The organism is Pseudomonas sp. LBUM1651 (genome assembly GCF_059716135.1).
Window position 1 is genome coordinate 607,127 of the sequence record NZ_CP166805.1, and the last position, 21,287, is coordinate 628,413.

The window sequence follows — 21,287 nt, forward strand, 5'->3', positions numbered from 1 at the left end:
CAATGTCTTCAACCACTAAAAAAACCATTGATCTCAAAAGAAGCCTGGTTGACGCGATTCTTGCCGGTCTGGTCGCTCTCATTGTGTTCGGCCCGATTGTTGGCGTAGTCCTCGACGGCTACGGCTTCAATCTGGAAACGACCCGAGTGGCGTGGATTGTCGCCATTGTCATGGCCGGCCGCTTTGCCCTGAGCCTGTTCCTGCAAACCCCGAAAGGCCTGAGAATTCTCGAAGGCTTTGAAAGCACCGGTTCAGGGGTTCATGTACTGCCACCCGATTACAAATCCCGGCTGCGCTGGATCATCCCGCTGATGATCGTCATCGCCGTGGTGTTCCCGTTTTTCTCCAACTCCTACCTGCTTGGCGTGGTCATCCTCGGGTTGATCTACGTGCTGCTGGGGCTTGGCTTGAACATCGTGGTCGGCCTGGCCGGCCTGCTCGACCTCGGTTACGTGGCGTTCTACGCCATCGGGGCCTATGGACTGGCGCTCGGCTATCAATACCTGGGGCTGGGTTTCTGGACGGTGCTGCCTCTGGCGGCGATCACGGCGGGGTTGGCCGGTTGCATCCTCGGTTTCCCGGTGTTGCGCCTGCACGGTGACTACCTGGCGATCGTGACCCTGGGCTTCGGTGAAATCATCCGCTTGATCCTCAACAACTGGCTGACCCTGACTGGTGGCCCGAACGGCATGGCGGCGCCGCTGCCAACCTTCTTCGGCCTCGAGTTCGGCAAACGGGCGAAGGACGGCGGCGTTCCGTTCCATGAGTTTTTCGGCATCGCCTACAACCCGGACGTGAAGTACTACTTCATCTACGCGGTGTTGTTCCTCGTGGTGCTGGCCGTGCTGTACATCAAGCACCGTTTGACCCGTATGCCGGTCGGTCGCGCCTGGGAAGCCTTGCGTGAAGATGAAATCGCCTGTCGCTCCATGGGGCTGAACCACGTGCTGGTCAAGCTTTCGGCGTTCACCATCGGTGCATCGACGGCCGGGCTCGCGGGCGTGTTCTTCGCCACTTACCAAGGGTTCGTCAACCCGACCTCGTTCACCTTCTTTGAATCGGCCCTGATCCTCGCCATCGTGGTACTCGGCGGCATGGGCTCGACCATCGGCGTGGTCATCGCAGCCTTCGTGCTGACCGTGGCCCCGGAACTGCTGCGTGGTTTCGCGGAATACCGCGTGCTGCTGTTCGGCATCCTGATGGTGTTGATGATGATCTGGCGACCGCGCGGCCTGATTCGGATCAGCCGTACCGGTGTGACCCCGCGTAAAGGAGTAGCGCCATGAGCGAAGTCGTACTCTCGGTCGAGAAGCTGATGATGCACTTCGGCGGCATCAAGGCGTTGAACGATGTCAGCCTGAAGGTCAAGCGCAACTCGATCTTCGCCCTGATCGGCCCCAACGGCGCCGGCAAGACCACCGTGTTCAACTGCCTGACCGGGTTCTACAAGGCCTCGGGCGGCAAGATCGAACTCAACGTGCGTGGCGAGCGGACCGATGTCATCAAAATGCTCGGTGAACCGTTCAAGGCCACCGATTTTGTATCGCCGAAAAGCTTCCTCAGCCGGCTCCACTACAAGATGTTCGGCGGCACTCACCTGGTGAACCGCGCCGGCCTGGCGCGGACCTTCCAGAACATTCGCCTGTTCAAGGAAATGTCGGCGCTGGAAAACCTGCTGGTGGCCCAGCACATGTGGGTCAACCGCAGCATGCTGGCCGGCATCCTCAATACCAAGGGTTACCGCAAGGCCGAAAGCGATGCGCTGGACCACGCTTTCTACTGGCTGGAAGTGGTGGACCTGGTGGACTGCGCCAACCGTCTGGCCGGTGAACTGTCCTACGGTCAGCAACGTCGTCTGGAAATCGCCCGGGCCATGTGCACGCGGCCGCAGATTATCTGCCTCGACGAACCGGCCGCCGGCCTCAACCCTCAGGAAACCGAAGCGCTGAGCGCGATGATCCGGCTGCTGCGCGACGAGCACGATCTGACCGTGGTGCTGATCGAACACGACATGGGCATGGTTATGAGCATTTCCGATCACATCGTGGTGCTGGACCACGGCGTCGTTATCGCCGAGGGTGGACCCGATGCGATACGCAATGATCCGAAAGTGATTGCAGCCTACCTGGGCGCCGATGAAGAGGAGCTCGTATGACTAAGGGTGCCATCCTCGAACTCAAAGACCTCGATGTGTTCTACGGGCCGATCCAGGCCCTGAAGAAAGTCTCGCTGCACATCAACGAAGGGGAAACCGTCAGCCTCATCGGTTCCAACGGTGCGGGCAAGTCGACCCTGCTGATGTCTATCTTCGGTCAGCCACGGGCGGCAGACGGGCAGATCATCTATCAAGGCGTGGACATTACTCACAAGTCGTCCCACTACATCGCGTCCAACGGCATTGCGCAATCGCCGGAAGGCCGGCGGGTGTTCCCCGACATGACCGTCGAGGAAAACCTGCTGATGGGCACCATCCCGATCGGTGACAAGTACGCCAAGGAAGACATGCAGCGCATGTTCGAGCTGTTTCCGCGGCTCGAAGAGCGGCGCACCCAGCGCGCCATGACCATGTCCGGTGGTGAGCAGCAAATGCTCGCCATCGCCCGTGCGCTGATGAGTCGGCCCAAGCTGCTGTTGCTCGACGAGCCGAGCCTGGGTCTGGCGCCGATCGTGGTGAAACAGATCTTTGCCACCCTGCGGGAACTGGCCAAGACCGGCATGACCATCTTCCTGGTCGAGCAGAACGCCAACCATGCGCTCAAGCTGTCGGACCGGGCGTATGTGATGGTCAACGGCGAGATTCGCATTACGGGCACCGGCAAGGAGTTGCTGGTGAATGAGGAGGTACGTAACGCATACCTCGGCGGGCACTGAGTTCACCGTTGTAATCAACAAGCCCTGGCGAGCAATCGCCGGGGCTTTTTTACATCTCCAATACACCCCCAATCCCTTGTAGGAGCGAGCTTGCTCGCGAAGATCTTCAGCACGACGCGTTTATCCAGAATGCTCGAGTTATCGTTGACGTCCATCGCGAGCAAGCTCGCTCCTACAGGGGCATCGGTGTGCTTTCTGGAAATTGTGGAAAACAAATTCACCAAGCTCTGAAAGCGCGACATAAAGCCGCTGCAAATAGTTGTTTTATCACGGTTTTGACTTGTCCCCGTTTGCTGTGGAGCTGGCTGTGAATAACGTGGGAGTAGCTGGCTGAGGGCCTTTAGATACGTGGCTTGCAGAGATGTGGTTGTTTTTTGATCAGTGGTTTTTACTCGGCCGAAGCTCGGCTTTGTCAATCTTTTTATTGGCCGCGAAATCAGTCTGAAACGGAGGGGCGATGCCTGTGGATAAGTCTGTGGTTAAACTCTGGAAAGAGTCGGCTGAGGGCCGTAGTTACTGGCTCGGCGCCATCGCTGGTTTACCGGGGCGATCGTGCAAAATGCCATGGGCTACACAGTGAGCGCTCCAGGGTCAAGCAAAAAACTTTGTAATCTGCCCGCAAAGCCTTGTGCACAGCGGCTTTCAGCTTTTTTACTTGCCCCCGGAAACTGTGGGCCGGCCTGTGGATAACGTGCGCGTATATGGCTGCAGGCCACGGGAGATATGGTGCCGCTGGCTCTGATCGTTTTTTGTACAGTTTTTGTGGTGGTTGCCGCTGTCGGCAAGGCCGGGCATGCTGCCAGCTGATTTTCTATTCCAATGGCTGCCCTTCGGCCGAAGCAAGGAGAACACGATGTCCAACACCCTGTTTATTACCGGCGCGACTTCCGGTTTTGGTGAAGCCTGTGCCCGTCGTTTTGCCGAGGCTGGCTGGAAACTGGTGCTGACAGGTCGTCGTGAAGAACGCCTCAATGCCCTGTGCGCCGAGTTGTCGAAGCAGACCGAGGTCCATGGCCTGGTGCTCGACGTGCGTGATCGCAAGGCCATGGAGGAAGCGATTGCCAACCTGCCGCCGTCCTTCGCCAAGCTGCGCGGGCTGATCAACAACGCTGGCCTGGCGCTCGGCGTGGACCCGGCGCCGAAGTGCAACCTTGATGATTGGGACACCATGGTCGACACCAACATCAAGGGCCTGATGTACAGCACTCGTCTGCTGCTGCCGCGCCTGATCGCCCACGGTCGTGGCGCCAGCATCGTCAACCTCGGTTCCATCGCCGGCAACTACCCGTACCCGGGCAGCCACGTGTATGGCGCGAGCAAGGCGTTCGTCAAACAGTTCTCGCTGAACCTGCGCTGTGACCTGCAGGGCACAGGCGTGCGTGTCAGCAACATTGAACCGGGCCTGTGCGAGAGCGAATTCTCGCTGGTGCGCTTTGCCGGTGATCAGGAGCGGTACAACGCGACCTACGCCGGTGCCGAGCCGATCCAGCCGCAAGACATCGCCGACACCATTTTCTGGGTGCTCAATGCGCCGGCACACATCAACATCAACAGCCTTGAGCTGATGCCGGTGAGCCAGACGTGGAGTGGGTTTGCGATTGAGCGTAATAAGGCGTAAGACCGCGTAACGGCTATTCGCGGGCAAGTCGGATCGCCGCCCGCCCGCTCGCTCAGGTTCAGCGTGATCCCTGGAGCGAGGCTTGCCCGCGAAGTCGGTCTGTCAGTCAACGAAGGTATTCAGCCAATCCGCGATAGCAGGTCGCCAAGTGATAAGGCGTGGTCGAAGGCATGTCCTGACGGCTCACTTCACCATTCTCATCGCGACACTCATGCCAGCCCCCCGCATGCAGAGAGCGCTGTTGCAGCGCCTGCAATTGGCGCAATACCGATGCCCCGCTGTCTGGACGCAAGGTCAGCGCACGCAAGTATTCAGCCTGAGCCCAGATGCGTTGGGTGCCATCCTTCGATTGCCCGTCCAGCGTGAGCATTGCCCGCACCGCCCCACTCGATTGATCGACACCCAACTGCTCGGTGTACGCAAAGGCGCGTTCCAGGGAAGCGTGCAGTCTGGAACCGCGCAACAACGGCGAAGACTCCAGCAGGAAATACCACTCGAACTGATGCCCCGGTTCAAACCAGTTATCCACAGCACCCAGCGGTTTTTCCATCAGCACACCGTGCTGCGGATCGATAAAGCGCTTCTGCATGGCTGTGCATAACTCAACGAGCGCGCGCTGAACGGCGAGGTCTTCACGCACCGACAGCGTGGCGAGGAAGGCTTCGGCCAGGTGCATCAGCGGGTTTTGCAGCGGCCCGGTATTCAGCGACGACCAGTCACGTTCAAGGCTGGCTTCGTACAGGCCGTCGCCCGTGGCGAAACGCTGCGCAACCACGTCCAGCACGGCGTTGAGTACCGATTCCACCAGCGGCTCGCGAACCTTGTCCCAGTAATGAGCGCAGGCGAAGAGAATGAAGGCGTGGGTGTAGAGATCCTTGCGCTGATCCAGCGGCGCGCCTTGGGGATCGATGCTGTAGAACCAGCCACCGTGTTCGGCGTCATGGAAATGTTGCTGCAACGAGCGGAACAACGCCGCGGCACGCTCTTCGGCGCCCGGCACCTGGCCGATCAGGCTGGAAAACAGATACAACTGCCGCGCGCAGGCCATGGCCCGGTAGCGTTGAGGTGGCAAGGGTTGATGGCCGGCGTCCAGCGCCTCGTAGGGCAGCGCCAATCCGGCATTCCAGCCGGGGCCTTGCCAGAGGGGCACGATCACGTCCTGGAAATGCGCTTGCACAGTGGCAAACAGAGCGGTCAAGTCAGGCTGGGAGGCGGAGCGGGAAACAGGTGGCATTAGCTGGCGTCGTCACGGCAGGGTTGATTGCGCGACATGTTATCAGGCCTGAGAGATGTGGTGTCTGTCAGACCGCCTTCGCGAGCAAGCTCGGCTCCTACAGGTTTTGCGTCGGATCGCGATAATGTGAACGACGCAAAACCTGTAGGAGCCGAGCTTGCTCGCGAAGAGGCCATCACAGGTGCTACAAAATCAACCCGCCAACAACCACACCCCAGCCGCCGCCGAAGCCGCACCCGTTAAACGAACCAACGGCGCCGCCGCCTGCGGCAACACTCGAACCACCGCATAACCCGCCGCGTGCAAGGCCGCCGTCGCCACCACAAACCCTGCGGCATACGCCCACGGACTCGACATGTCCGGCAATTCCAGCCCATGCGCCACACCATGGAACAGCGCAAACAGCGCCGTCGCGCCCACCGCTAAACCCAACGGCGGACGCACCGCCAGTGCCACCGCCAGGCCCAGCGCCAGCACCGACGCGGCGATCCCGCTTTCGAGCGCCGGCAGGTTCAGCCCTTCAAAACCCAGCAGTCCGCCGATCAGCATGGTGCCGACAAACGTGCAGGGCAGCGCCCAACGCGCCGCGCCTTTCTGCTGTGCCGCCCACAACCCGACCGCAACCATCGCCAGCAAGTGATCGAGGCCGCCAATCGGGTGGCTGATGCCGGCGATCAAACCATTGTCGCCGTGACCGGGGTGGGCAAGGGCGATGGCCGGGGTCAGCAGCAGGGCCATGGCGCCGAGTATGCGTTTAAGTGACATGGATAAGCTTCCTTGTTGATAAGTTTGGTCGTGATCAGGCTGCGGTCAGCAGGCCCTGGCGTTCGATGAAAGCGATGATTTCTTCCAGGCCCAGCCCGGTTTTCTGGTTGCTGAAGACAAAAGGTTTGCCGTTGCGCATGCGCTTGGTGTCGCTGTCCATCATCTCCAGCGACGCGCCCACCAAGGGGGCGAGGTCAATCTTGTTGATCACCAGCAGATCGGATTTACAAATCCCCGGCCCGCCCTTGCGCGGCAGCTTGTCTCCCGCCGAGACGTCGATCACGTAGATCGTCAGGTCCGACAGTTCCGGGCTGAACGTGGCCGACAGATTGTCGCCACCGGATTCCACCAGGATCAGGTCCAGCCCCGGAAAGCGGCGGTTCAGTTGGTCCACGGCTTCGAGGTTGATCGAGGCGTCTTCACGGATCGCCGTGTGTGGGCAGCCGCCGGTTTCCACGCCGATGATCCGTTCCGGTGCCAAAGCTTCGTTGCGCACCAGAAAGTCGGCGTCTTCGCGGGTGTAGATATCATTGGTCACAACGGCCAGGTTGTAGCGGTCGCGCAGCGCCAGGCACAAAGCCAGAGTCAAAGCGGTTTTGCCGGAACCGACCGGGCCGCCGATGCCGACGCGCAGAGGTTGTGTGTTCATGTGGTTCTCCAAAATAAAAGGCCCTAGGAGCGGAACAGACGGCTGTACTGGCGCTCATGGGCCATGCACGCCAGGGACAGGCCGAAAGCGGCGCTGCCATAGTGTTCGGGGTTGATTCGGGTGGCGTTCTGTTGGGCTTCCTGCAATAGCGGCAGCAATTCGCTGGTCAGGCGTTGCGCGGCTTGCTGGCCCAGCGGCAAGGTTTTCATCAGCACCGCCAGCTGGTTTTCCAGCCAACTCCAGAGCCAGGCGGCCAACGCGTCCTGCGGACTGATGCGCCAGGCGCGCGCGGCCAGCGCCCAGCCGAGGGCCAGGTGCGGTTCAGGACGTTGCTCGAGAAAGCTGCGGGCCGGCGCATCGAGTTCCGGCAAACCGTTGAGCAGTTGCTGCAAGGAATAACCCATCTGCCGGCTTTCCTGATGCAACTCGCGGGTTTCCCGGCTGGCGCGGTGTTCTTCGCAGCGTTGCAGCAATTCGCCCCAGTTTTCTGCGGCGGCGGCCACGCAATGGGCGAGCAACAGCGGCGCCTCGAAGCGCGCCAGGTTCAGCAGCAACTGATCGCTGATCCAGCGCCGGGCACTGTCGGAATCGCTCACCCGGCCGTTATCCACCGCCATTTCCAAGCCTTGGGAATAGCTGTAGCCGCCAATCGGCAATTGCGGACTGGCCAGGCGCAGCAGCGCCCAGGCCGGGTTCATAGGCGTACGCCGAACTGGTGCAGTTTCGGCGGGTAGTTGAAGTCCTCGTCGCCATGCCGCGAATGGTGATGGCCGCCGCCATAGGCGCCGTGCTCCGGCTGGAACGGCGCCTCGATGTTTTCGGTGCGGGCACCGAGTTGTTCGAGCATCGCCTTGAGCACGTAATCGTCGAGCAGGCGCAGCCAGCCATCGCCGACTTGCAGGGCGACGTGGCGATTGCCGAGGTGATACGCCGCGCGGGTCAGCTCGAAAGCGTTGGCGCAGGTGACGTGCAGCAGTTGTTCGGGGCGGGCGCAGACGCGAACGATGCGACCATCCTCGGCTTCCAGGCATTCGCCGTCATACAGCGGCGACTGACCGCGCTCCAAAAACAACCCGACGTCTTCACCCTCGGCACTGAAACAGCGCAAGCGGCTTTTGCTCCGGGCTTCGAAGGTCAGGTGCAATTCAGCGGCCCAGACGGGTTGAGGGTCGATTCTGCGATGAATCACCAGCATCGGAAGGCTTCCAGCAATGGACATTGCTGTGTTTAGAGCAAGGGGCTTGCCAATCGGGGGATGTGTAGGAAATGCCTGTCGGAGCGACGGTTATGTTTCAGATTGTTGCGGTAATTTGGTGCGCGGCATTGTTGGGTGCACCAAATGATGGCGTGCGGTGTGCTCCAGATCAGTCGCGCGTTGCACAACTTTGTAGGAGCCGGCTTGCTGGCGATAGCGGCGGGCCAGGCGACGTTGTTGTCGACTGACAGGACGCTATCGCCAGCAAGCCGGCTCCTACAGGAGATAGGTGTTGTTATGGAAGCGGGGTTATTCGGTGCTGCCGAGGCCTTGCCAGTGTTTCAGGCCGATGAAGATAAAGCGTAGTTGCTGAGTGATTTTCGCCTGCGGCGTCAGGTGCTCCGGCAATGCTTCTGCCGGCGGATCAATGATGTCCGGCAAGGTCGCGAACACACTTTTAACAATCAGGTCAGCCATGACACTCAGGCCGGCGATGTCGAGATGTTGCAGCTTGGGCATCAGCGACAAGTCGGCCGCCAGGTCCGAGCTGATGTCTTCGCGCAGCCGTCCGATGGCCTGGCGCACCGGCAGCGAACCGCCGTACTGCTCGCGGGCGAGAAACAGGAACTGCGAACGATTGGCCGACACCACGTCGAGAAATATCCGCACCGAGGCATCGATGATGCCGCCCATCACGAATTCGTTGTGGCGCACCAGGCGGATGGTTTCGCGGAAGGTCTGACCGACTTCGCTCACCAGCACCAGGCCCAGTTCATCCATATCGGCAAAATGCCGGTAGAAACCGGTGGGAACGATGCCGGCGGTTTTCGCCACTTCGCGCAGGCTCAGGCTGCCGAATCCTCGGCCGCATTCCATCAAATGGCGGGCAGCGTCCATCAGGGCGTTGCGGGTTTGTTGTTTCTGTTCGGCGCGGGGCAGCATCGCAAGGGTGTTTTCTGAACAAGACAGCGGCGCACTCTAGCAAATCGGCTTTGCTGGCGTCGAACGACTATCGGGGAACAACTGTCAGGAGAGGGCTAGCGGGGAAAGGGTGCATCTATAAAATCAAAAGCCCAATCCGTGGATTGGGCTTTTTTTCAAGGCCGCCATAGGCTTAGCTCAAAGCGCTGTTGCGTTCGATCACGCGGTCACCACCACCTTCAGCCAGGGTTTGACCTTGTGGAGTGCGATCGGAACCATCGGCTGCCAGGGTTTGACCTTGTGGAGTGCGGTCGGAACCGTCAGCGGCCAGGGTTTGACCTTGTGGAGTGCGATCGGAACCGTCAGCGGCCAGGGTTTGACCTTGTGGAGTGCGGTCGGAGCCGTCAGCTGCCAGGGTCTGGCCTTGTGGAGTGCGATCCGAACCGTCCTGAGTGATCAGGCCTTTTTCTTTCAGGCGATCGTTACCACCTTCGGCAACGGTCTGGCTGAACACCGAGTGGCTCGATTTAACTTGTGGGGTTGCCTGATCTGCAGCTGGCAGAGCGAAAGCGGTGCTGGCCAGCATGGAGAGGGTAAGGCTAAGCAGTAATTGGCGTTTCATGATTGGGTGCTCCCTAGGAGGGCGATAAAGTGGGTACGAGGGCAATGCTACTCTCGATAAGTCGATATAAAAGTTCATAAACGCAATGGTAATAATCAACGGAATTGATTGTTCCGTGCGAAGGCTCTAGATCGGGCCTTTTCGGCGGATGTTTTTGCACAGAAGTGGGTATTTTCGACTCACTTGCGCCACGCAAAAGCGCGGGGCGGTAACGCCGGATTTGCGAGAGCAGGGTGTCCCCGACCGATTATTTGAGCGTTAAGCGCATTTCGGTTAAACCTGCGCGCCGTTTCCCAGTCCTAGGTTTCATGGCAGGCCGGTTCTGGCCTAACGTTTCACACGTGCGTCGCGGTCAGGGCGCTCAGCTGTATTCAGGAGCCCTGTGCAATGACGCGCACCCCCAAGATTTTTGCCTGGACCTTTGCCAGCCTGGTTGTTCTGCTGGCGATATTGGTTCTGATCATCGTGTTTTTCGATTGGAACCGGATCAAACCGACCATTAACAACAAAGTCTCCGAAGAACTGCATCGACCGTTTGCCATCAATGGCAACCTCGCGGTGGTCTGGCGGCGCGAGCTTGACGAGGGCGGTTGGCGGGCGTGGGTGCCCTGGCCGCATGTTGTGGCAGAGGACCTGAGCCTGGGCAACCCGGATTGGTCGAAGCAGCCGCAGATGGTCACGCTCAAACGCGTCGAGCTGCGCCTATCGCCGCTGGCCTTGTTGGCTCAACGCGTGACGATCCCGCGCATTGACTTGACCGAGCCGAACGCAGACCTCCAGCGTCTGGCCGATGGCCGCGCGAACTGGACGTTCAAGTTCGACCCGAAAGACCCGAACGCCGAACCTTCCAACTGGGTGGTAGACATCGGCGCAATCGGCTTCGACAAGGGCCACGTTACCCTTGACGACCTGAGCCTGAAAACGCAGCTCGACCTGATCATCGACCCACTGGGAAAACCGATTCCGTTCAGCGATATCGTCGGCGACAAAGCGGCGAAAAGCGCGCAGGACAAAGGCGCTGCACCTCAGGACTACGCGTTTGCGCTGAAGGTCAAAGGCCAATACCACGGGCAGAAGCTCGCTGGCGAAGGCAAGATCGGCGGTTTGCTGGCCTTGCAGGATTCGGCCCGCCCGTTCCCGCTCCAGGCTCAGGTCAAGATCGCCGACACCAGTGTCGAATTGGCAGGCACGTTGACCGATCCACGCAATCTCGGCGCGTTGGACTTGCGGTTGAAACTGGCCGGCAGCAGCCTGGGCAACCTCTATCCGCTGACTGGCGTGACCCTGCCGGATACACCGCCCTACGCCACCGACGGCCACTTGATCGCCAAGCTGCACGAGGCGGGTGGCGCGGTGTTCCGTTATGAGGAGTTCAACGGCAAGATCGGCGAGAGCGACATTCATGGCAGCCTGGCCTACGTCGCCAGCGAGCCACGGCCGAAACTCAGTGGTTCACTGCTCTCCAATCAGCTGCTGTTTGCCGACCTTGCACCCTTGATCGGCGCCGACTCCAACGCCAAACAAAAGGCCCGTGGCGGTGAAAGCAAGCAGCCGGCGGACAAGGTGTTGCCGGTCGAAGAGTTCAAGACCGAGCGCTGGCGCGACATGGACGCGGATGTCGAATTCACCGGCAAACGCATCGTTCACAGTGCCAAACTGCCGTTCAATGACCTTTATACCCACTTGGTGTTGACCGATGGCGTGCTCAGCCTCGAGCCCCTGCGCTTCGGCGTGGCTGGCGGCAAGCTGGAGGCGCAGATTCGCCTGAACGGTCGCACCGAGCCGTTGGAAGGCAATGCCAAACTCACCGCGCGCGGGTTCAAACTCAAGCAGTTGTTCCCGACCTTTGAACCGATGAAGACCAGTTTCGGCGAGCTTAACGGCGATGCCGACATCAGCGGTCGCGGCAATTCGGTGGCCAAACTGCTGGGCACCGCCAATGGCAATCTGAAGATGCTGATCAACGACGGCGCGATCAGTCGTGAGTTGATGGAGCTGGCCGGACTCAACGTCGGCAACTATGTGGTCGGCAAGATCTTTGGTGACAAGGAAGTGAAGATCAACTGCGCGGCGGCCGACTTCGACATCAAGACTGGCCTGGCCACCACGCGGCTGTTCGTCTTCGATACGGAGAACGCGATCATCTATATCGATGGCACGGCGAACATGGCGACTGAGCAACTGGACCTGACGGTTACGCCGGAATCCAAGGGCTGGCGTTTGATTTCGTTGCGGTCGCCGCTGTATGTGCGGGGCAAGTTCATCAAGCCGGATGCCGGTGTGAAAGCGGTGCCGCTGATATTGCGCGGTGCGGGGATGGTGGCGTTGGGTGTGATTGCGGCGCCGGCGGCGGGATTGCTGGCGCTGGTGGCGCCGAGTGGTGGCGAGCCGAATCAGTGTGCGCCGTTGTTGCAGCAGATGAAGGCGGGGAAGGCGCCGGTGACCGTTAAACCCACCAAATAAATCTGAGGCGTCTGTGAAGACGCCATCGCGAGCAGGCTCGCTCCCACATTGGATCGCGGTCCAATGTGGGAGCGAGCCTGCTCGCGATGACGATGTATCAGGCGCTACAGATCCTTCAGAATGTCCGCCATATCATCCGCATGCTCTTCTTCCTGAGCCAGGATGTCTTCGAAGATGCGCCGGGTGGTCGGGTCTTTCTCGCCGATGTACTGAATGATCTCGCGGTAGCTGTCGATGGCGATGCGCTCGGCGACCAGGTCTTCGTAGACCATCTCTTTGAGTGAGTTGCCGGCCACGTACTGCGCGTGGGAGTTTTTCGACAGCAGGTCAGGGTTGAATTCAGGCTCGCCGCCCAGTTGCACGATGCGCTCGGCCAATCGGTCGGCATGCGCGGCTTCCTGGTTCGCGTGCTCAAGGAACTCCTCGGCGGCGACGTGGGCTTTCAGGCCGTTGGCCATGAAGTAGTGACGCTTGTAGCGCAATACGCAGACCAGTTCGGTGGCCAGCGATTCGTTGAGCAGACGCAGCACTTCGTCGAGGTCGGCGCTGTAGCTTTCGGTCACCGCGCCATTTTCGACGTTCTGGCGGGCACGTGCGCGAAGGGTCGTTACATCAGACAAATGCATGTCACTCATCTCGTTCTCCTTGGAGGCTAATCCGGGATTGCGTCACTTTCTGGGGAAGTGATCACTCCTTAGGAGTGAGTGATGAGCGCAGCGAAAAGTTTGATGTAATTTGCCAATCGAAAAAATCGCAGGTTCCTAAACCGGAATGCGTTTTCTCGCGGGCTGCGATCTCGGCAGTAGCCCAGACAATGCGGCCTCTTCCTGAAGCCAGGCAAAGAACGCACGCACGGGCGGATGGCGCTCGCGCCCCGGAACGCAAAGCGCGCTGTAGCCGGCGCCCTCCACCTGAATGTCACTCCGGTAAGCCACCAGCAAACCGCTGGCCACACTCTCCGACACCAGAATATTGCTCGCCAGCACCAGGCCTTGCCCGGCGATGGCGGCTTGCAGGGCGTAATGTTCTTCATCGTATTCCCGGACGGCCGGTTGCCCCGCCAGCCAGGTTTCGCCGGATTGCGCGCACCACGCTTCCCAGCCATGGGCGTACAGCTTCGAGTTATGCCAGCGCACGCTGATCAGCGTCGGCGTGCGCTTGGCCGCGAGCGCAACCTGCTCGGGCGAGCCATAAACGCCGAACGATTCATCGAACAGGCACAGGCCATAAAGGTTTGGATAGTCCTCGAGGCTATAACGCACCGCCAGATCGACGCTGGCGTCCTGATGCAAATCGATCACTTCGCAATGGGTGTCCAGGCGCAGGCTGATGTTCGGATGTCGGGCATAAAAACGCCCCAATCGCGGCACCAGCCACAGCGCGGCAAACGCGGCGGTGGTGGAGATCGTCAGGCTCGCGCCGCTGCGTTGCGGGCGCAGGGTGTCGACGCTTTGGGCCACTTCGAGAAAGGCGCCGTGCAGGCTGTGGAACAGACGCTCACCGCATTCGGTCAGGCGAACCTGCCGTGGCAGTCGCTCAAACAGCGGCACACCGAGCCAGCTCTCCAGCGAACGAATCTGGTGGGAAACCGCCGTTGGCGTGACGGACAGTTCTTCGGCGGCGGCCTTGAAGCTCAACAGGCGAGAGGCCGATTCAAAGGCGCGCAGGGCGGTCAGCGGCAGCGAGGCAAACATTGAAGACTCCATGGGTGAAATGAATTCATCCAGACTGATTTTTACTCATTTGAGGCGAGACGGCGGCGAGCTCAACCTGCACGCCACAAGCCGTTTGAGTTTAGTCATCAGGAGATTCAGATGAACAGAGTTCTTGCCATTCACGCCAGTCCACGGGGCGAACGTTCCCACTCCCGTCGCTTGGCCGAAGTGTTTCTCAGCGCCTGGCAGGCGCGCCATCCGCAATCACAACTGACCCGCCGCGAAGTCGGTCGGGCGTTGATTCCACCGGTCAACGAAGCCTTTGTGGCCGCCGCGTTCTACCCCGAACCCGAGGCACGGCCGCTGTCGATGCAGGCCGATCTCGCGTTCAGCGATCAACTGGTGGGTGAATTGCTGGGCCACGATTTGCTGGTGATCTCCACGCCCATGCACAACTTCAGCGTGCCCAGCGGCCTCAAGGCGTGGATCGATCAGGTCGTGCGGCTCGGCCTGACCTTCAATCACACGCTGGACAACGGCGTCGCCCAATACGAGCCGCTGGTACAGGGCAAGAAAGCGCTGATCGTCACCAGCCGTGGCGGGTTCGGCTTCGGCCCCGGGGGTGAACTCGAAGCCCTGAACCATGCCGATACATTGCTGCGCACGGCGTTGGGTTTCATCGGCATTACCGATGTCACCGTGGTCGCCGCCGAGGGCGAAGAGTCCGCCGAGCGCACCTTCGAGGTCTCCGTTGCCGACGCCGAGCAGCGTTTGCTGACGCTGGCCAGGGCGTTCTAGATGGCCTGGGTGTTTTGCTGATCGCCGCCGGGTTCGAAGTCACCTTCGCCATGGGCATGAAGTACGCCGAAGGTTTCACCCGGCTCTGGCCGTCGCTGATCACGGTCGTGGCGGCGGTGGGCGGGATCTACTTCCTGACCCTGGCCATGCGCGAATTGCCGGTGAGTATCGCTTATCCGATCTGGACCGCCATCGGTTCGCTGGGCACGGTGTTTCTCGGGTTTGCGTTGCTCGGCGAAAGCCTGACGGCGGTCAAACTGGTGTCGGTCGGGCTGATCGTGGCGGGCGTGGCAGGGCTGAAGTAGAACGGATGTCATAGACTGGTCGTCGAGTTGTCATTTTTGATAACGATGCTTGGCTGATGTCTTGCATTCAGCCTTGCGTCACCTCACCGATCACAAGGACGTCCTCCCATGTCGCAAGGTTCTGCCACGCGTTATCCGTTGGTGCTGGTCCCGGGAATGCTCGGGTTTATCCGTCTGGTGTTGTATCCGTACTGGTACGGGATTGTCGCGGCGCTGCGCCAGGGAGGGGCGACGGTGATTGCGGTGCAGGTTTCGCCGCTCCACTCGACCGAGGTGCGCGGCGAACAATTGCTGACGCGCATCGACGAGATCCTGCAGGAAACCGGTGCCGAGAAGGTCAACCTGATCGGCCACAGCCAGGGCTCGCTGACCGCCCGTTACGCCGCCGCAAAACGTCCGGATCTCGTGGCGTCGGTCACGTCGGTGGCGGGACCCAATCACGGCTCGGAACTGGCGGATTACCTGCACAAGCATTACCCGGCGGACAGCGTGAAGGGGCGGCTGCTCGCCTTTTTTCTTTGGATCATCGGTGCGTTGATGAGCCTGCTGGAAACCGGCTATCGCGGGCCGAAACTGCCGGTGGATATTCACGCTTCCCATGAATCCCTGACGACGGCCGGGGTGACGCTGTTCAATCAACGTTATCCACAGGGCTTGCCTGACACCTGGGGCGGGCACGGGCCGGAAGAGGTCAATGGCGTGCGCTATTACTCGTGGTCCGGCACCTTGCAGCCGGGCAAGACTGATCGCGGGCGCAATCTGTTCGACGGGACCAATCGCAGTTGTCGGCTGTTTGCCAAAACCTTCGTGCGCGAAGTCGGGCATTGCGACGGGATGGTCGGGCGTTACAGCTCACATCTGGGTACGGTGATTGGCGATGAGTATCCGCTGGATCACTTTGACATCGTCAACCAGTCGCTGGGGTTGGTGGGGAAAGGCGCCGAGCCGATACGGTTGTTTGTCGAGCATGCGGCGCGGTTGAAGGCGGCAGGGGTTTAACCCGCAGACCGCGTTATCGTTCTTCGCGGGCAAGCCTTGCTCCTACAGAAGATCACCGAACCTGTAGGAGCAAGGCTTGCCCGCGAAGGCGTCATATCAGGCGACGCCAACCTTACGGCCCAACACCGTGGTCCAGCGCTCCGAAAGAATCACCCCACCCAACGTCAACACCCCGCCCACCAGGTGATACATCGCCAACTGCTCATGCAGCACCAGCGCGGCAATCAGCGCCGTCAGCAACGGCAGCAGATTGAAAAACTGCGTGGTCCGGCTCGGCCCCAGGCGCACCACCGCCTGCATCCACGCCAGCGGCGCAACCATTGAAGCCAGCAGGCAGGCATACAGCACCAGCGGAATGTTTTGCAGCGTCGGGCCGATTTTCGGCGACACGGCGAACAGCGGAAACAGCACCACCACCGCCACCCACACCTGCAGATACAACAACACCAGCGGCGGCAAACGCAGCTGCCACTTTTTCAGCAGCGTGCTGTAGATCGCGTAGGCCAGCGTGGCGATCAGCATCATCGCATCGCCCAGATTCACCCCGTGCTCCAGCAAAGCACCGAGGCTGCCGGACGACACCACCACCAACACCCCGGCAAACGACAACACGGCACCGGCCAGCGCTCCCGCCGTCAGACGCTGGCCGAGGCTGATGATCGCCATGGCCAGCGACATCAACGGCATCAGCGACAGGATGATTCCCATGTTGGTGGCGGATGTCAGCGTCGCCGCGAAATACGCCAGGCTCTGATAAACCGCCATACCGAGCACGCCGAGGATGAAAATCTTCCCCAGGTTCGGGCGGATGGCCGACCAATGGGCGATGACGGGTTTGAGCATGAAAGGCGTGAACAACAAGCCGGCCAGCAGCCAGCGGTAAAAACCGATCTCGGCGGGGAAGATCGCCCCGGCCGACATTTTGGTGATTACGGTGTTGCCGGCCCAAATGAAAATGGCCAGCAGGGGATAAGCGTATTGCATCGGAAAAAACCAGAAACGTTAATGAGGGGTGATTATCGCCTGTCTGGATGAAAGCCTATACTTCGATCCAGACAACCCGCCCCGGATGACGGACAGCATGACCAGTAAACACATCAACCTGCTGGACTTCAGCGAACTGCCTTCGCCGGTCTACTTCCGTTATGCCGACTTCGATACCCACGAATATGCCTCGGCCCACCGGCACCCCTGGGGCACGCTGGAGTATTCGGCCAACGGTGTCTTGCACATGGAAATCGGCAGCAGCCGGTTCATGTCGCCACCGCAATATGCCGTGTGGGTGCCGCCGCAGATCGAGCACAGTTTTTACAGCAATCAGCCGATCAACTACCGCGCGGTCTGCCTCTCGCCGGCGCTCTGCCAGGCATTACCGCAGCAGGCCTGCACCCTGGCGATCAGCGACATTCTCAAAGCGATCCTCAAGGACTTCGCCGCACGTGACGTGAAGATTCCCGAACAGCCTGCGGACCAGCGCCTGGCCCAGGTGCTGGTGGACCAGCTGCAACAGGCGCCCGTTCACGAGTGCTACTTGCCCTACGCCAGCAGCCCCGGGCTGCTTGGAATACTGGAAGCCTTGCAGGCCGAACCCGGGGATAACCGGCCGCTGTCGGCGTGGGCTGCGCAGATCCACGTCAGCGAGCGCACGCTGGCGCGGCAGTTTGTGCGCGAGTTGGGCATGAGTTTCGGCGAGTGGCGGCAGCGCTTGCGCTTTCTGGCAGCGATCGAGGCGCTAGACAGTCACCGCAGTATTCAGGAGATCGCTTTCGACATGGGTTACAGCACCGGTTCGGCGTTCATCGCGATGTTTCAACGTCAGGCCGGGTGCACGCCGGAGCAGTATCGCCGCAGCCATCTCGAGAGCAGGAAGGTGTAACAGGCTTTGTCTACACTCCAGAACGAGGCCGTGCCCCTCGGTGCGGCACTTGCGTGTCCCTTTGTTGATGATCGGTTTGCTGCTCTGTTCCTAAGGCTTCGCCGCCACAGCCCAACAGAACAAGATGACCACCTGCAATGCCGACGCTACCGCGAAGAGCCTCAAGGGCGATGAGCGCAAAGCCTTCATGAGCACCTGCCTTAAAGCCGCGCCAGCCGCCAATGACGCGAAAGCCCTGACCCCGCAGCAAGAGAAGATGTAAACCTGTAACGCCGATGCGGCGACCAAAGCCCTCAAGGGTGGTGAGCGCAAGGCGTTCATGAGTGATTGCCTGAAGAAAAAATAGCATTGGGGTGGGATATGTGGCGGCTGTAAGGGCCTCTTCGCGAGCAAGCCCGCTCCCACAATTGATCAGTGTACGCAGGACAAATGTGGGAGCGGGCTTGCTCGCGATGGGGCCGGCAAGGGCACTGCAAAAAAACGCCCGAGCCCGCGACCAAGGTCGCCCCACACAATCCCTAGTGCTGGCCCCCGAACGCTGGCAGACTGCCAATCCTTTTACGCCGTTCGTTTTGAGGCTGTATGCCAACGTTTTCTCAACGCCAAGTTTTGCTGCTGATCAGTTGGGTCATCATCTTTGGTGGTTTGCTGCTGGTGATCCCGCTGCGCTTGCTGCCGAGCCTGCTCGCCGGTCTGCTGGTGTTCGAACTGGTCAACATGCTCACCCCGCAATTGCAGCGGCTGATCGAAGGTCGGCGTGCGCGCTGGCTGGCGGTGGCGTTGCTGGGAACGCTGGTCGTGAGTGTGCTGGCGCTGATCTTTGCCGGGGCCATCAGTTTTCTGCTGCACGAGGCGGAAAACCCCGGGGCTTCCCTCGATAAATTCATGGGCGTGGTCGACCGTGCGCGCGGGCAATTGCCGCCGTTCATCGACGCCTACCTGCCCGCCAGCGCCGCCGAGTTCCGCGTGGCCATCGGCGAATGGATGAGCAAACACCTCAGCGACTTGCAGCTCGTCGGCAAAGACGCGGCGCACATGTTCGTGACGCTGCTGATCGGCATGGTGCTGGGGGCGATCATTGCCTTGCAGCGCGTGCCGGACGTGACCAAGCGCAAGCCGCTGGCCGCCGCGTTGTTTGATCGTTTGCACCTGCTGGTCCAGGCGTTCCGCAACATCGTGTTCGCCCAGATCAAGATTTCCCTGCTCAACACCTTCTTCACCGGGATTTTCCTGGCGGTGGTCCTGCCGATGTTCGGTATCAAGCTGCCGCTGACCAAGACCCTGATCGTGCTGACCTTCCTGCTCGGCCTGCTGCCGGTGATCGGCAACCTGATGTCGAACACGCTGATCACCATCGTCGGTTTGTCGCTGTCGATCTGGGTGGCGGTGGCGGCGCTGGGTTATCTGATTGTTATCCACAAGCTCGAATACTTCCTCAACGCGCGCATTGTCGGCGGGCAGATCAGTGCCAAGTCGTGGGAGTTGCTGCTGGCGATGCTGGTGTTCGAGGCCGCGTTCGGCCTGCCTGGGGTGGTGGCGGGACCGATTTATTACGCGTATCTGAAGAGTGAGTTGAAGCAGGTGGGGATGGTTTGATCCACTGTTGATCTACTGTGGCGAGGGGGCTTGCCCCCGTTGGACTGCGCAGCAGTCCCCGCATTTAGCTATAAGGGGGCTGCTTCGCAGCCCAACGGGGGCAAGCCCCCTCGCCACAGACAAGCTCTCTCGCCACAGGGTTTCGGATCAGTCCATCGGGCCGTAACGCTTGGCCGCTTCGATCGCCAGGCCGCTGCCGATGCTGCCAAAGATGTTCCCTTCCACATGCCGCGCATTCGGCAACATCGCCGACACGCTGTTGCGCAACGCCGGAATCCCGCTCGAACCGCCGGTGAAGAACACCGTATCCACCTGATCGACCCGCACGTTGGCGTCATTGAGTAACTGGGTCACGCTGTTGCGCACGCGCTCCAGCAGGTTGTCGATGGCCGATTCGAACAGCGCCCGGCTCAGCTCCACGCTCAGGCCCGGTTCGATGCGGTCCAGTGGCACATGGCGGCTGTCGGCGTGGGTCAGCTGGATCTTGGTTTCTTCCACTTCCATCGCCAGCCAGTGCCCGGCGCGTTGCTCGATCAGCTTGAACAGACGGTCGATGCCGCCGGTGTCTTCGATGTCGTAACGCATGCTGCCCAGGGCCAGGGTCGACTTCTGCGAGTACACCGAGTTGATCGTGTGCCAGGTCGCCAGGTTCATGTGGTGACTGGTCGGCATGTAGGCGCCGCTCTTCATGCGGCTGCCGTAGCCGAACAGCGGCATCAGGCCTTGCAGGCTCAGCTGCTTGTCGAAATCGGTCCCGCCGATGTGCACGCCGCCGGTGGCGAGGATGTCATCGTGACGGTTGTCGTGGTTGCGGCGCTCAGGCGACAGGCGCACCAGCGAGAAGTCGGACGTACCACCGCCGATGTCGACAATCAGCACCAGCTCTTCTTTTTCGATGGTCGACTCATAGTCGAACGCCGCCGCAATCGGCTCGTACTGGAACGACACATCCTTGAAGCCGATGGCGCGGGCGACGTCCACCAGGGTGTTTTCCGCTTCCTGGTCGGCCATTTCGTCGTCATCGACGAAAAACACCGGGCGGCCCAGCACCACTTCGTCGAACTCGCGACCGGCGGCTGTTTCGGCGCGCTTCTTCAGCTGGCCGATGAACAGCCCGAGCAGGTCCTTGAACGGCATCGCCGTACCGAGGACGCTGGTGTCGTGCTTGATCAGCTTGGAGCCCAGCAGGCTCTTGAGCGAGCGCATCAACCGGCCTTCGTAGCCTTCCAGGTACTCGTGCAGCGCCAGCCGGCCGTACACCGGGCGGCGTTCTTCCATGTTGAAGAAGACCACCGACGGCAGGGTGATCTTGTCGTCCTCCAGCGCGATCAGCGTTTCCATGCCGGGGCGCAGCCAGCCGACGGTGGAGTTGGACGTGCCGAAGTCGATACCACAGGCACGGGCTGGAGATGCGTTTTTCATGTCTATCAGGTTCCGGTTAAAAAACGGCCGCGCAGTGTATGCCAGTGCGGCGCAGATTCGAAGGCCGACTATCCGCTAAATCTCGGCCAATAGCGCCTTGATAAGCTGGCACGATGCCCCAAACTTGTCTGCATCGAGCCTGGCAGCCATCGGACGGTCGCAAGAACCGCCCACCGCTGCCGATAAACTTCTGATACGCGCCCCGGTCACAACCTTGAGATCGGTCAACCTGGCAGCTGCCGACAAGCGCATGCTGCCGGTGACGGCGCGATTTTGATAACGGATGGTGATTCCCACG

At 60.5% G+C, this 21,287-nt stretch carries 21 protein-coding genes and 2 pseudogenes; 11 read left to right on the top strand and 12 right to left on the bottom strand.

Going from position 1 to position 21,287, the window contains the following annotated elements; genetic code table 11:
• Positions 1-2: 2 nt before the first annotated feature.
• The 4 genes from livM to ACA066_RS02795 all read left to right on the top strand — a co-directional run bounded on the left by livM (position 3) and on the right by ACA066_RS02795 (position 4,489).
• Entirely contained in the window at positions 3-1,286 is a 1,284-nt protein-coding gene (livM, locus tag ACA066_RS02780; protein ID WP_214380427.1) for a high-affinity branched-chain amino acid ABC transporter permease LivM, read from the top strand.
• On the top strand, positions 1,283-2,155 hold the full coding sequence (locus ACA066_RS02785; RefSeq protein ID WP_497698033.1) for an ABC transporter ATP-binding protein: 873 nt from the start codon (positions 1,283-1,285) through the stop codon (positions 2,153-2,155). The genes livM and ACA066_RS02785 overlap by 4 nt, the downstream gene beginning before the upstream one ends.
• Positions 2,152-2,871 carry an ABC transporter ATP-binding protein gene (locus tag ACA066_RS02790; protein ID WP_497698034.1) on the top strand — a complete coding sequence of 240 codons (720 nt, stop codon included), beginning with the start codon at positions 2,152-2,154 and terminating at the stop codon, positions 2,869-2,871. Before ACA066_RS02785 ends, ACA066_RS02790 begins: the two co-directional genes overlap by 4 nt.
• Before the next feature lie 853 nt (positions 2,872-3,724).
• A complete protein-coding gene (locus tag ACA066_RS02795) occupies positions 3,725-4,489 on the top strand; it encodes an SDR family oxidoreductase (protein ID WP_497698035.1) in 765 nt (254 codons plus the stop codon).
• 106 nt (positions 4,490-4,595) lie between these two features.
• Here the strand turns inward: ACA066_RS02795 and ACA066_RS02800 are convergent, their stop codons facing one another.
• From ACA066_RS02800 to ACA066_RS02830, 7 genes are all read right to left on the bottom strand, one after another.
• A complete protein-coding gene (locus ACA066_RS02800; protein ID WP_497698036.1) occupies positions 4,596-5,723 on the bottom strand; it encodes an AGE family epimerase/isomerase in 1,128 nt (375 codons plus the stop codon).
• 192 nt (positions 5,724-5,915) lie between these two features.
• Positions 5,916-6,488, bottom strand: coding sequence for a HupE/UreJ family protein (locus ACA066_RS02805; protein ID WP_497698037.1), 573 nt, complete (start codon positions 6,486-6,488; stop codon positions 5,916-5,918).
• 34 nt (positions 6,489-6,522) lie between these two features.
• On the bottom strand, positions 6,523-7,137 hold the full coding sequence (gene ureG / locus ACA066_RS02810; protein ID WP_307337797.1) for an urease accessory protein UreG: 615 nt from the start codon (positions 7,135-7,137) through the stop codon (positions 6,523-6,525).
• A 23-nt stretch (positions 7,138-7,160) separates the two neighbouring features.
• Complete coding sequence (locus ACA066_RS02815; protein ID WP_497698038.1) at positions 7,161-7,835, bottom strand: urease accessory protein UreF; 675 nt, start codon at positions 7,833-7,835, stop codon at positions 7,161-7,163.
• Positions 7,832-8,332: an urease accessory protein UreE gene (gene ureE, locus ACA066_RS02820; RefSeq protein WP_497698039.1), complete on the bottom strand. Its 501-nt coding sequence runs from the start codon at positions 8,330-8,332 to the stop codon at positions 7,832-7,834. Before ureE ends, ACA066_RS02815 begins: the two co-directional genes overlap by 4 nt.
• A 309-nt stretch (positions 8,333-8,641) precedes the next feature.
• Complete coding sequence (locus ACA066_RS02825; protein ID WP_010464134.1) at positions 8,642-9,274, bottom strand: TetR family transcriptional regulator; 633 nt, start codon at positions 9,272-9,274, stop codon at positions 8,642-8,644.
• A 172-nt stretch (positions 9,275-9,446) separates the two neighbouring features.
• Entirely contained in the window at positions 9,447-9,875 is a 429-nt protein-coding gene (locus ACA066_RS02830; RefSeq protein WP_150783180.1) for a hypothetical protein, read from the bottom strand.
• A gap of 387 nt (positions 9,876-10,262) precedes the next feature.
• Here ACA066_RS02830 and ACA066_RS02835 point away from each other — a divergent pair, with 387 nt between their 5' ends.
• Entirely contained in the window at positions 10,263-12,338 is a 2,076-nt protein-coding gene (locus ACA066_RS02835) for an AsmA family protein (protein ID WP_497698040.1), read from the top strand.
• A gap of 104 nt (positions 12,339-12,442) precedes the next feature.
• Here the strand turns inward: ACA066_RS02835 and ACA066_RS02840 are convergent, their stop codons facing one another.
• Together ACA066_RS02840 and ACA066_RS02845 are read right to left on the bottom strand one after the other, a co-directional pair.
• Positions 12,443-12,973 (bottom strand): ferritin-like domain-containing protein, encoded by a 531-nt coding sequence (locus ACA066_RS02840; RefSeq protein ID WP_084319275.1) that lies wholly within the window; start codon positions 12,971-12,973, stop codon positions 12,443-12,445.
• Between the two features lie 126 nt (positions 12,974-13,099).
• A complete protein-coding gene (locus ACA066_RS02845) occupies positions 13,100-14,044 on the bottom strand; it encodes a LysR substrate-binding domain-containing protein (protein ID WP_497698041.1) in 945 nt (314 codons plus the stop codon).
• Positions 14,045-14,152: 108 nt separating this feature from the next.
• Here ACA066_RS02845 and ACA066_RS02850 point away from each other — a divergent pair, with 108 nt between their 5' ends.
• The 3 genes and pseudogenes from ACA066_RS02850 to ACA066_RS02860 all read left to right on the top strand — a co-directional run bounded on the left by ACA066_RS02850 (position 14,153) and on the right by ACA066_RS02860 (position 16,095).
• Positions 14,153-14,791, top strand: a complete 639-nt coding sequence (locus ACA066_RS02850; protein ID WP_497698042.1) for an FMN-dependent NADH-azoreductase — start codon at positions 14,153-14,155, stop codon at positions 14,789-14,791.
• Positions 14,792-15,096 (top strand): annotated as a pseudogene (locus ACA066_RS02855) (DMT family transporter).
• A 108-nt stretch (positions 15,097-15,204) separates the two neighbouring features.
• The gene (locus ACA066_RS02860) at positions 15,205-16,095 is read left to right on the top strand and encodes an alpha/beta fold hydrolase (protein WP_497698043.1); all 891 of its coding nucleotides are present in this window, start codon (positions 15,205-15,207) and stop codon (positions 16,093-16,095) included.
• Positions 16,096-16,191: 96 nt separating this feature from the next.
• Here the strand turns inward: ACA066_RS02860 and ACA066_RS02865 are convergent, their stop codons facing one another.
• Positions 16,192-17,079, bottom strand: a complete 888-nt coding sequence (locus tag ACA066_RS02865) for a DMT family transporter (protein ID WP_497698044.1) — start codon at positions 17,077-17,079, stop codon at positions 16,192-16,194.
• Positions 17,080-17,176: 97 nt separating this feature from the next.
• Between ACA066_RS02865 and ACA066_RS02870 the strand changes: the two genes are divergently transcribed.
• The 3 genes and pseudogenes from ACA066_RS02870 to ACA066_RS02880 all read left to right on the top strand — a co-directional run bounded on the left by ACA066_RS02870 (position 17,177) and on the right by ACA066_RS02880 (position 19,567).
• A complete protein-coding gene (locus tag ACA066_RS02870) occupies positions 17,177-17,971 on the top strand; it encodes an AraC family transcriptional regulator (protein WP_497698045.1) in 795 nt (264 codons plus the stop codon).
• Between the two features lie 40 nt (positions 17,972-18,011).
• Positions 18,012-18,317 (top strand): annotated as a pseudogene (locus tag ACA066_RS02875) (PsiF family protein).
• A 236-nt stretch (positions 18,318-18,553) separates the two neighbouring features.
• Positions 18,554-19,567, top strand: coding sequence for an AI-2E family transporter (locus tag ACA066_RS02880; RefSeq protein ID WP_017336301.1), 1,014 nt, complete (start codon positions 18,554-18,556; stop codon positions 19,565-19,567).
• Positions 19,568-19,714: 147 nt separating this feature from the next.
• Here the strand turns inward: ACA066_RS02880 and ACA066_RS02885 are convergent, their stop codons facing one another.
• Entirely contained in the window at positions 19,715-20,989 is a 1,275-nt protein-coding gene (locus ACA066_RS02885) for an Hsp70 family protein (RefSeq protein ID WP_084319259.1), read from the bottom strand.
• Positions 20,990-21,064: 75 nt separating this feature from the next.
• Entirely contained in the window at positions 21,065-21,286 is a 222-nt protein-coding gene (locus ACA066_RS02890) for a hypothetical protein (RefSeq protein WP_497698046.1), read from the bottom strand.
• Position 21,287: the final 1 nt, after the last annotated feature.

Excerpts from the sequence above, each read along its gene's own strand:
- ACA066_RS02835 (WP_497698040.1), top strand. The coding sequence starts at position 10,263 with ATGACGCGCACCCCCAAGATTTTTGCCTGGACCTTTGCCAGCCTGGTT.
- ACA066_RS02830 (WP_150783180.1), bottom strand. The coding sequence starts at position 9,875 with ATGAAACGCCAATTACTGCTTAGCCTTACCCTCTCCATGCTGGCCAGC.
- ACA066_RS02800 (WP_497698036.1), bottom strand. The coding sequence starts at position 5,723 with ATGCCACCTGTTTCCCGCTCCGCCTCCCAGCCTGACTTGACCGCTCTG.
- ACA066_RS02795 (WP_497698035.1), top strand. The coding sequence starts at position 3,725 with ATGTCCAACACCCTGTTTATTACCGGCGCGACTTCCGGTTTTGGTGAA.
- ACA066_RS02790 (WP_497698034.1), top strand. The coding sequence starts at position 2,152 with ATGACTAAGGGTGCCATCCTCGAACTCAAAGACCTCGATGTGTTCTAC.
- ACA066_RS02845 (WP_497698041.1), bottom strand. The coding sequence starts at position 14,044 with ATGGAGTCTTCAATGTTTGCCTCGCTGCCGCTGACCGCCCTGCGCGCC.
- ACA066_RS02865 (WP_497698044.1), bottom strand. The coding sequence starts at position 17,079 with ATGCAATACGCTTATCCCCTGCTGGCCATTTTCATTTGGGCCGGCAAC.
- ACA066_RS02870 (WP_497698045.1), top strand. The coding sequence starts at position 17,177 with ATGACCAGTAAACACATCAACCTGCTGGACTTCAGCGAACTGCCTTCG.
- ACA066_RS02805 (WP_497698037.1), bottom strand. The coding sequence starts at position 6,488 with ATGTCACTTAAACGCATACTCGGCGCCATGGCCCTGCTGCTGACCCCG.
- ureG (WP_307337797.1), bottom strand. The coding sequence starts at position 7,137 with ATGAACACACAACCTCTGCGCGTCGGCATCGGCGGCCCGGTCGGTTCC.
- ACA066_RS02785 (WP_497698033.1), top strand. The coding sequence starts at position 1,283 with ATGAGCGAAGTCGTACTCTCGGTCGAGAAGCTGATGATGCACTTCGGC.
- ureE (WP_497698039.1), bottom strand. The coding sequence starts at position 8,332 with ATGCTGGTGATTCATCGCAGAATCGACCCTCAACCCGTCTGGGCCGCT.
- ACA066_RS02880 (WP_017336301.1), top strand. The coding sequence starts at position 18,554 with ATGCCAACGTTTTCTCAACGCCAAGTTTTGCTGCTGATCAGTTGGGTC.
- ACA066_RS02825 (WP_010464134.1), bottom strand. The coding sequence starts at position 9,274 with ATGCTGCCCCGCGCCGAACAGAAACAACAAACCCGCAACGCCCTGATG.
- ACA066_RS02860 (WP_497698043.1), top strand. The coding sequence starts at position 15,205 with ATGTCGCAAGGTTCTGCCACGCGTTATCCGTTGGTGCTGGTCCCGGGA.
- ACA066_RS02885 (WP_084319259.1), bottom strand. The coding sequence starts at position 20,989 with ATGAAAAACGCATCTCCAGCCCGTGCCTGTGGTATCGACTTCGGCACG.
- ACA066_RS02815 (WP_497698038.1), bottom strand. The coding sequence starts at position 7,835 with ATGAACCCGGCCTGGGCGCTGCTGCGCCTGGCCAGTCCGCAATTGCCG.
- ACA066_RS02840 (WP_084319275.1), bottom strand. The coding sequence starts at position 12,973 with ATGAGTGACATGCATTTGTCTGATGTAACGACCCTTCGCGCACGTGCC.
- ACA066_RS02850 (WP_497698042.1), top strand. The coding sequence starts at position 14,153 with ATGAACAGAGTTCTTGCCATTCACGCCAGTCCACGGGGCGAACGTTCC.
- livM (WP_214380427.1), top strand. The coding sequence starts at position 3 with ATGTCTTCAACCACTAAAAAAACCATTGATCTCAAAAGAAGCCTGGTT.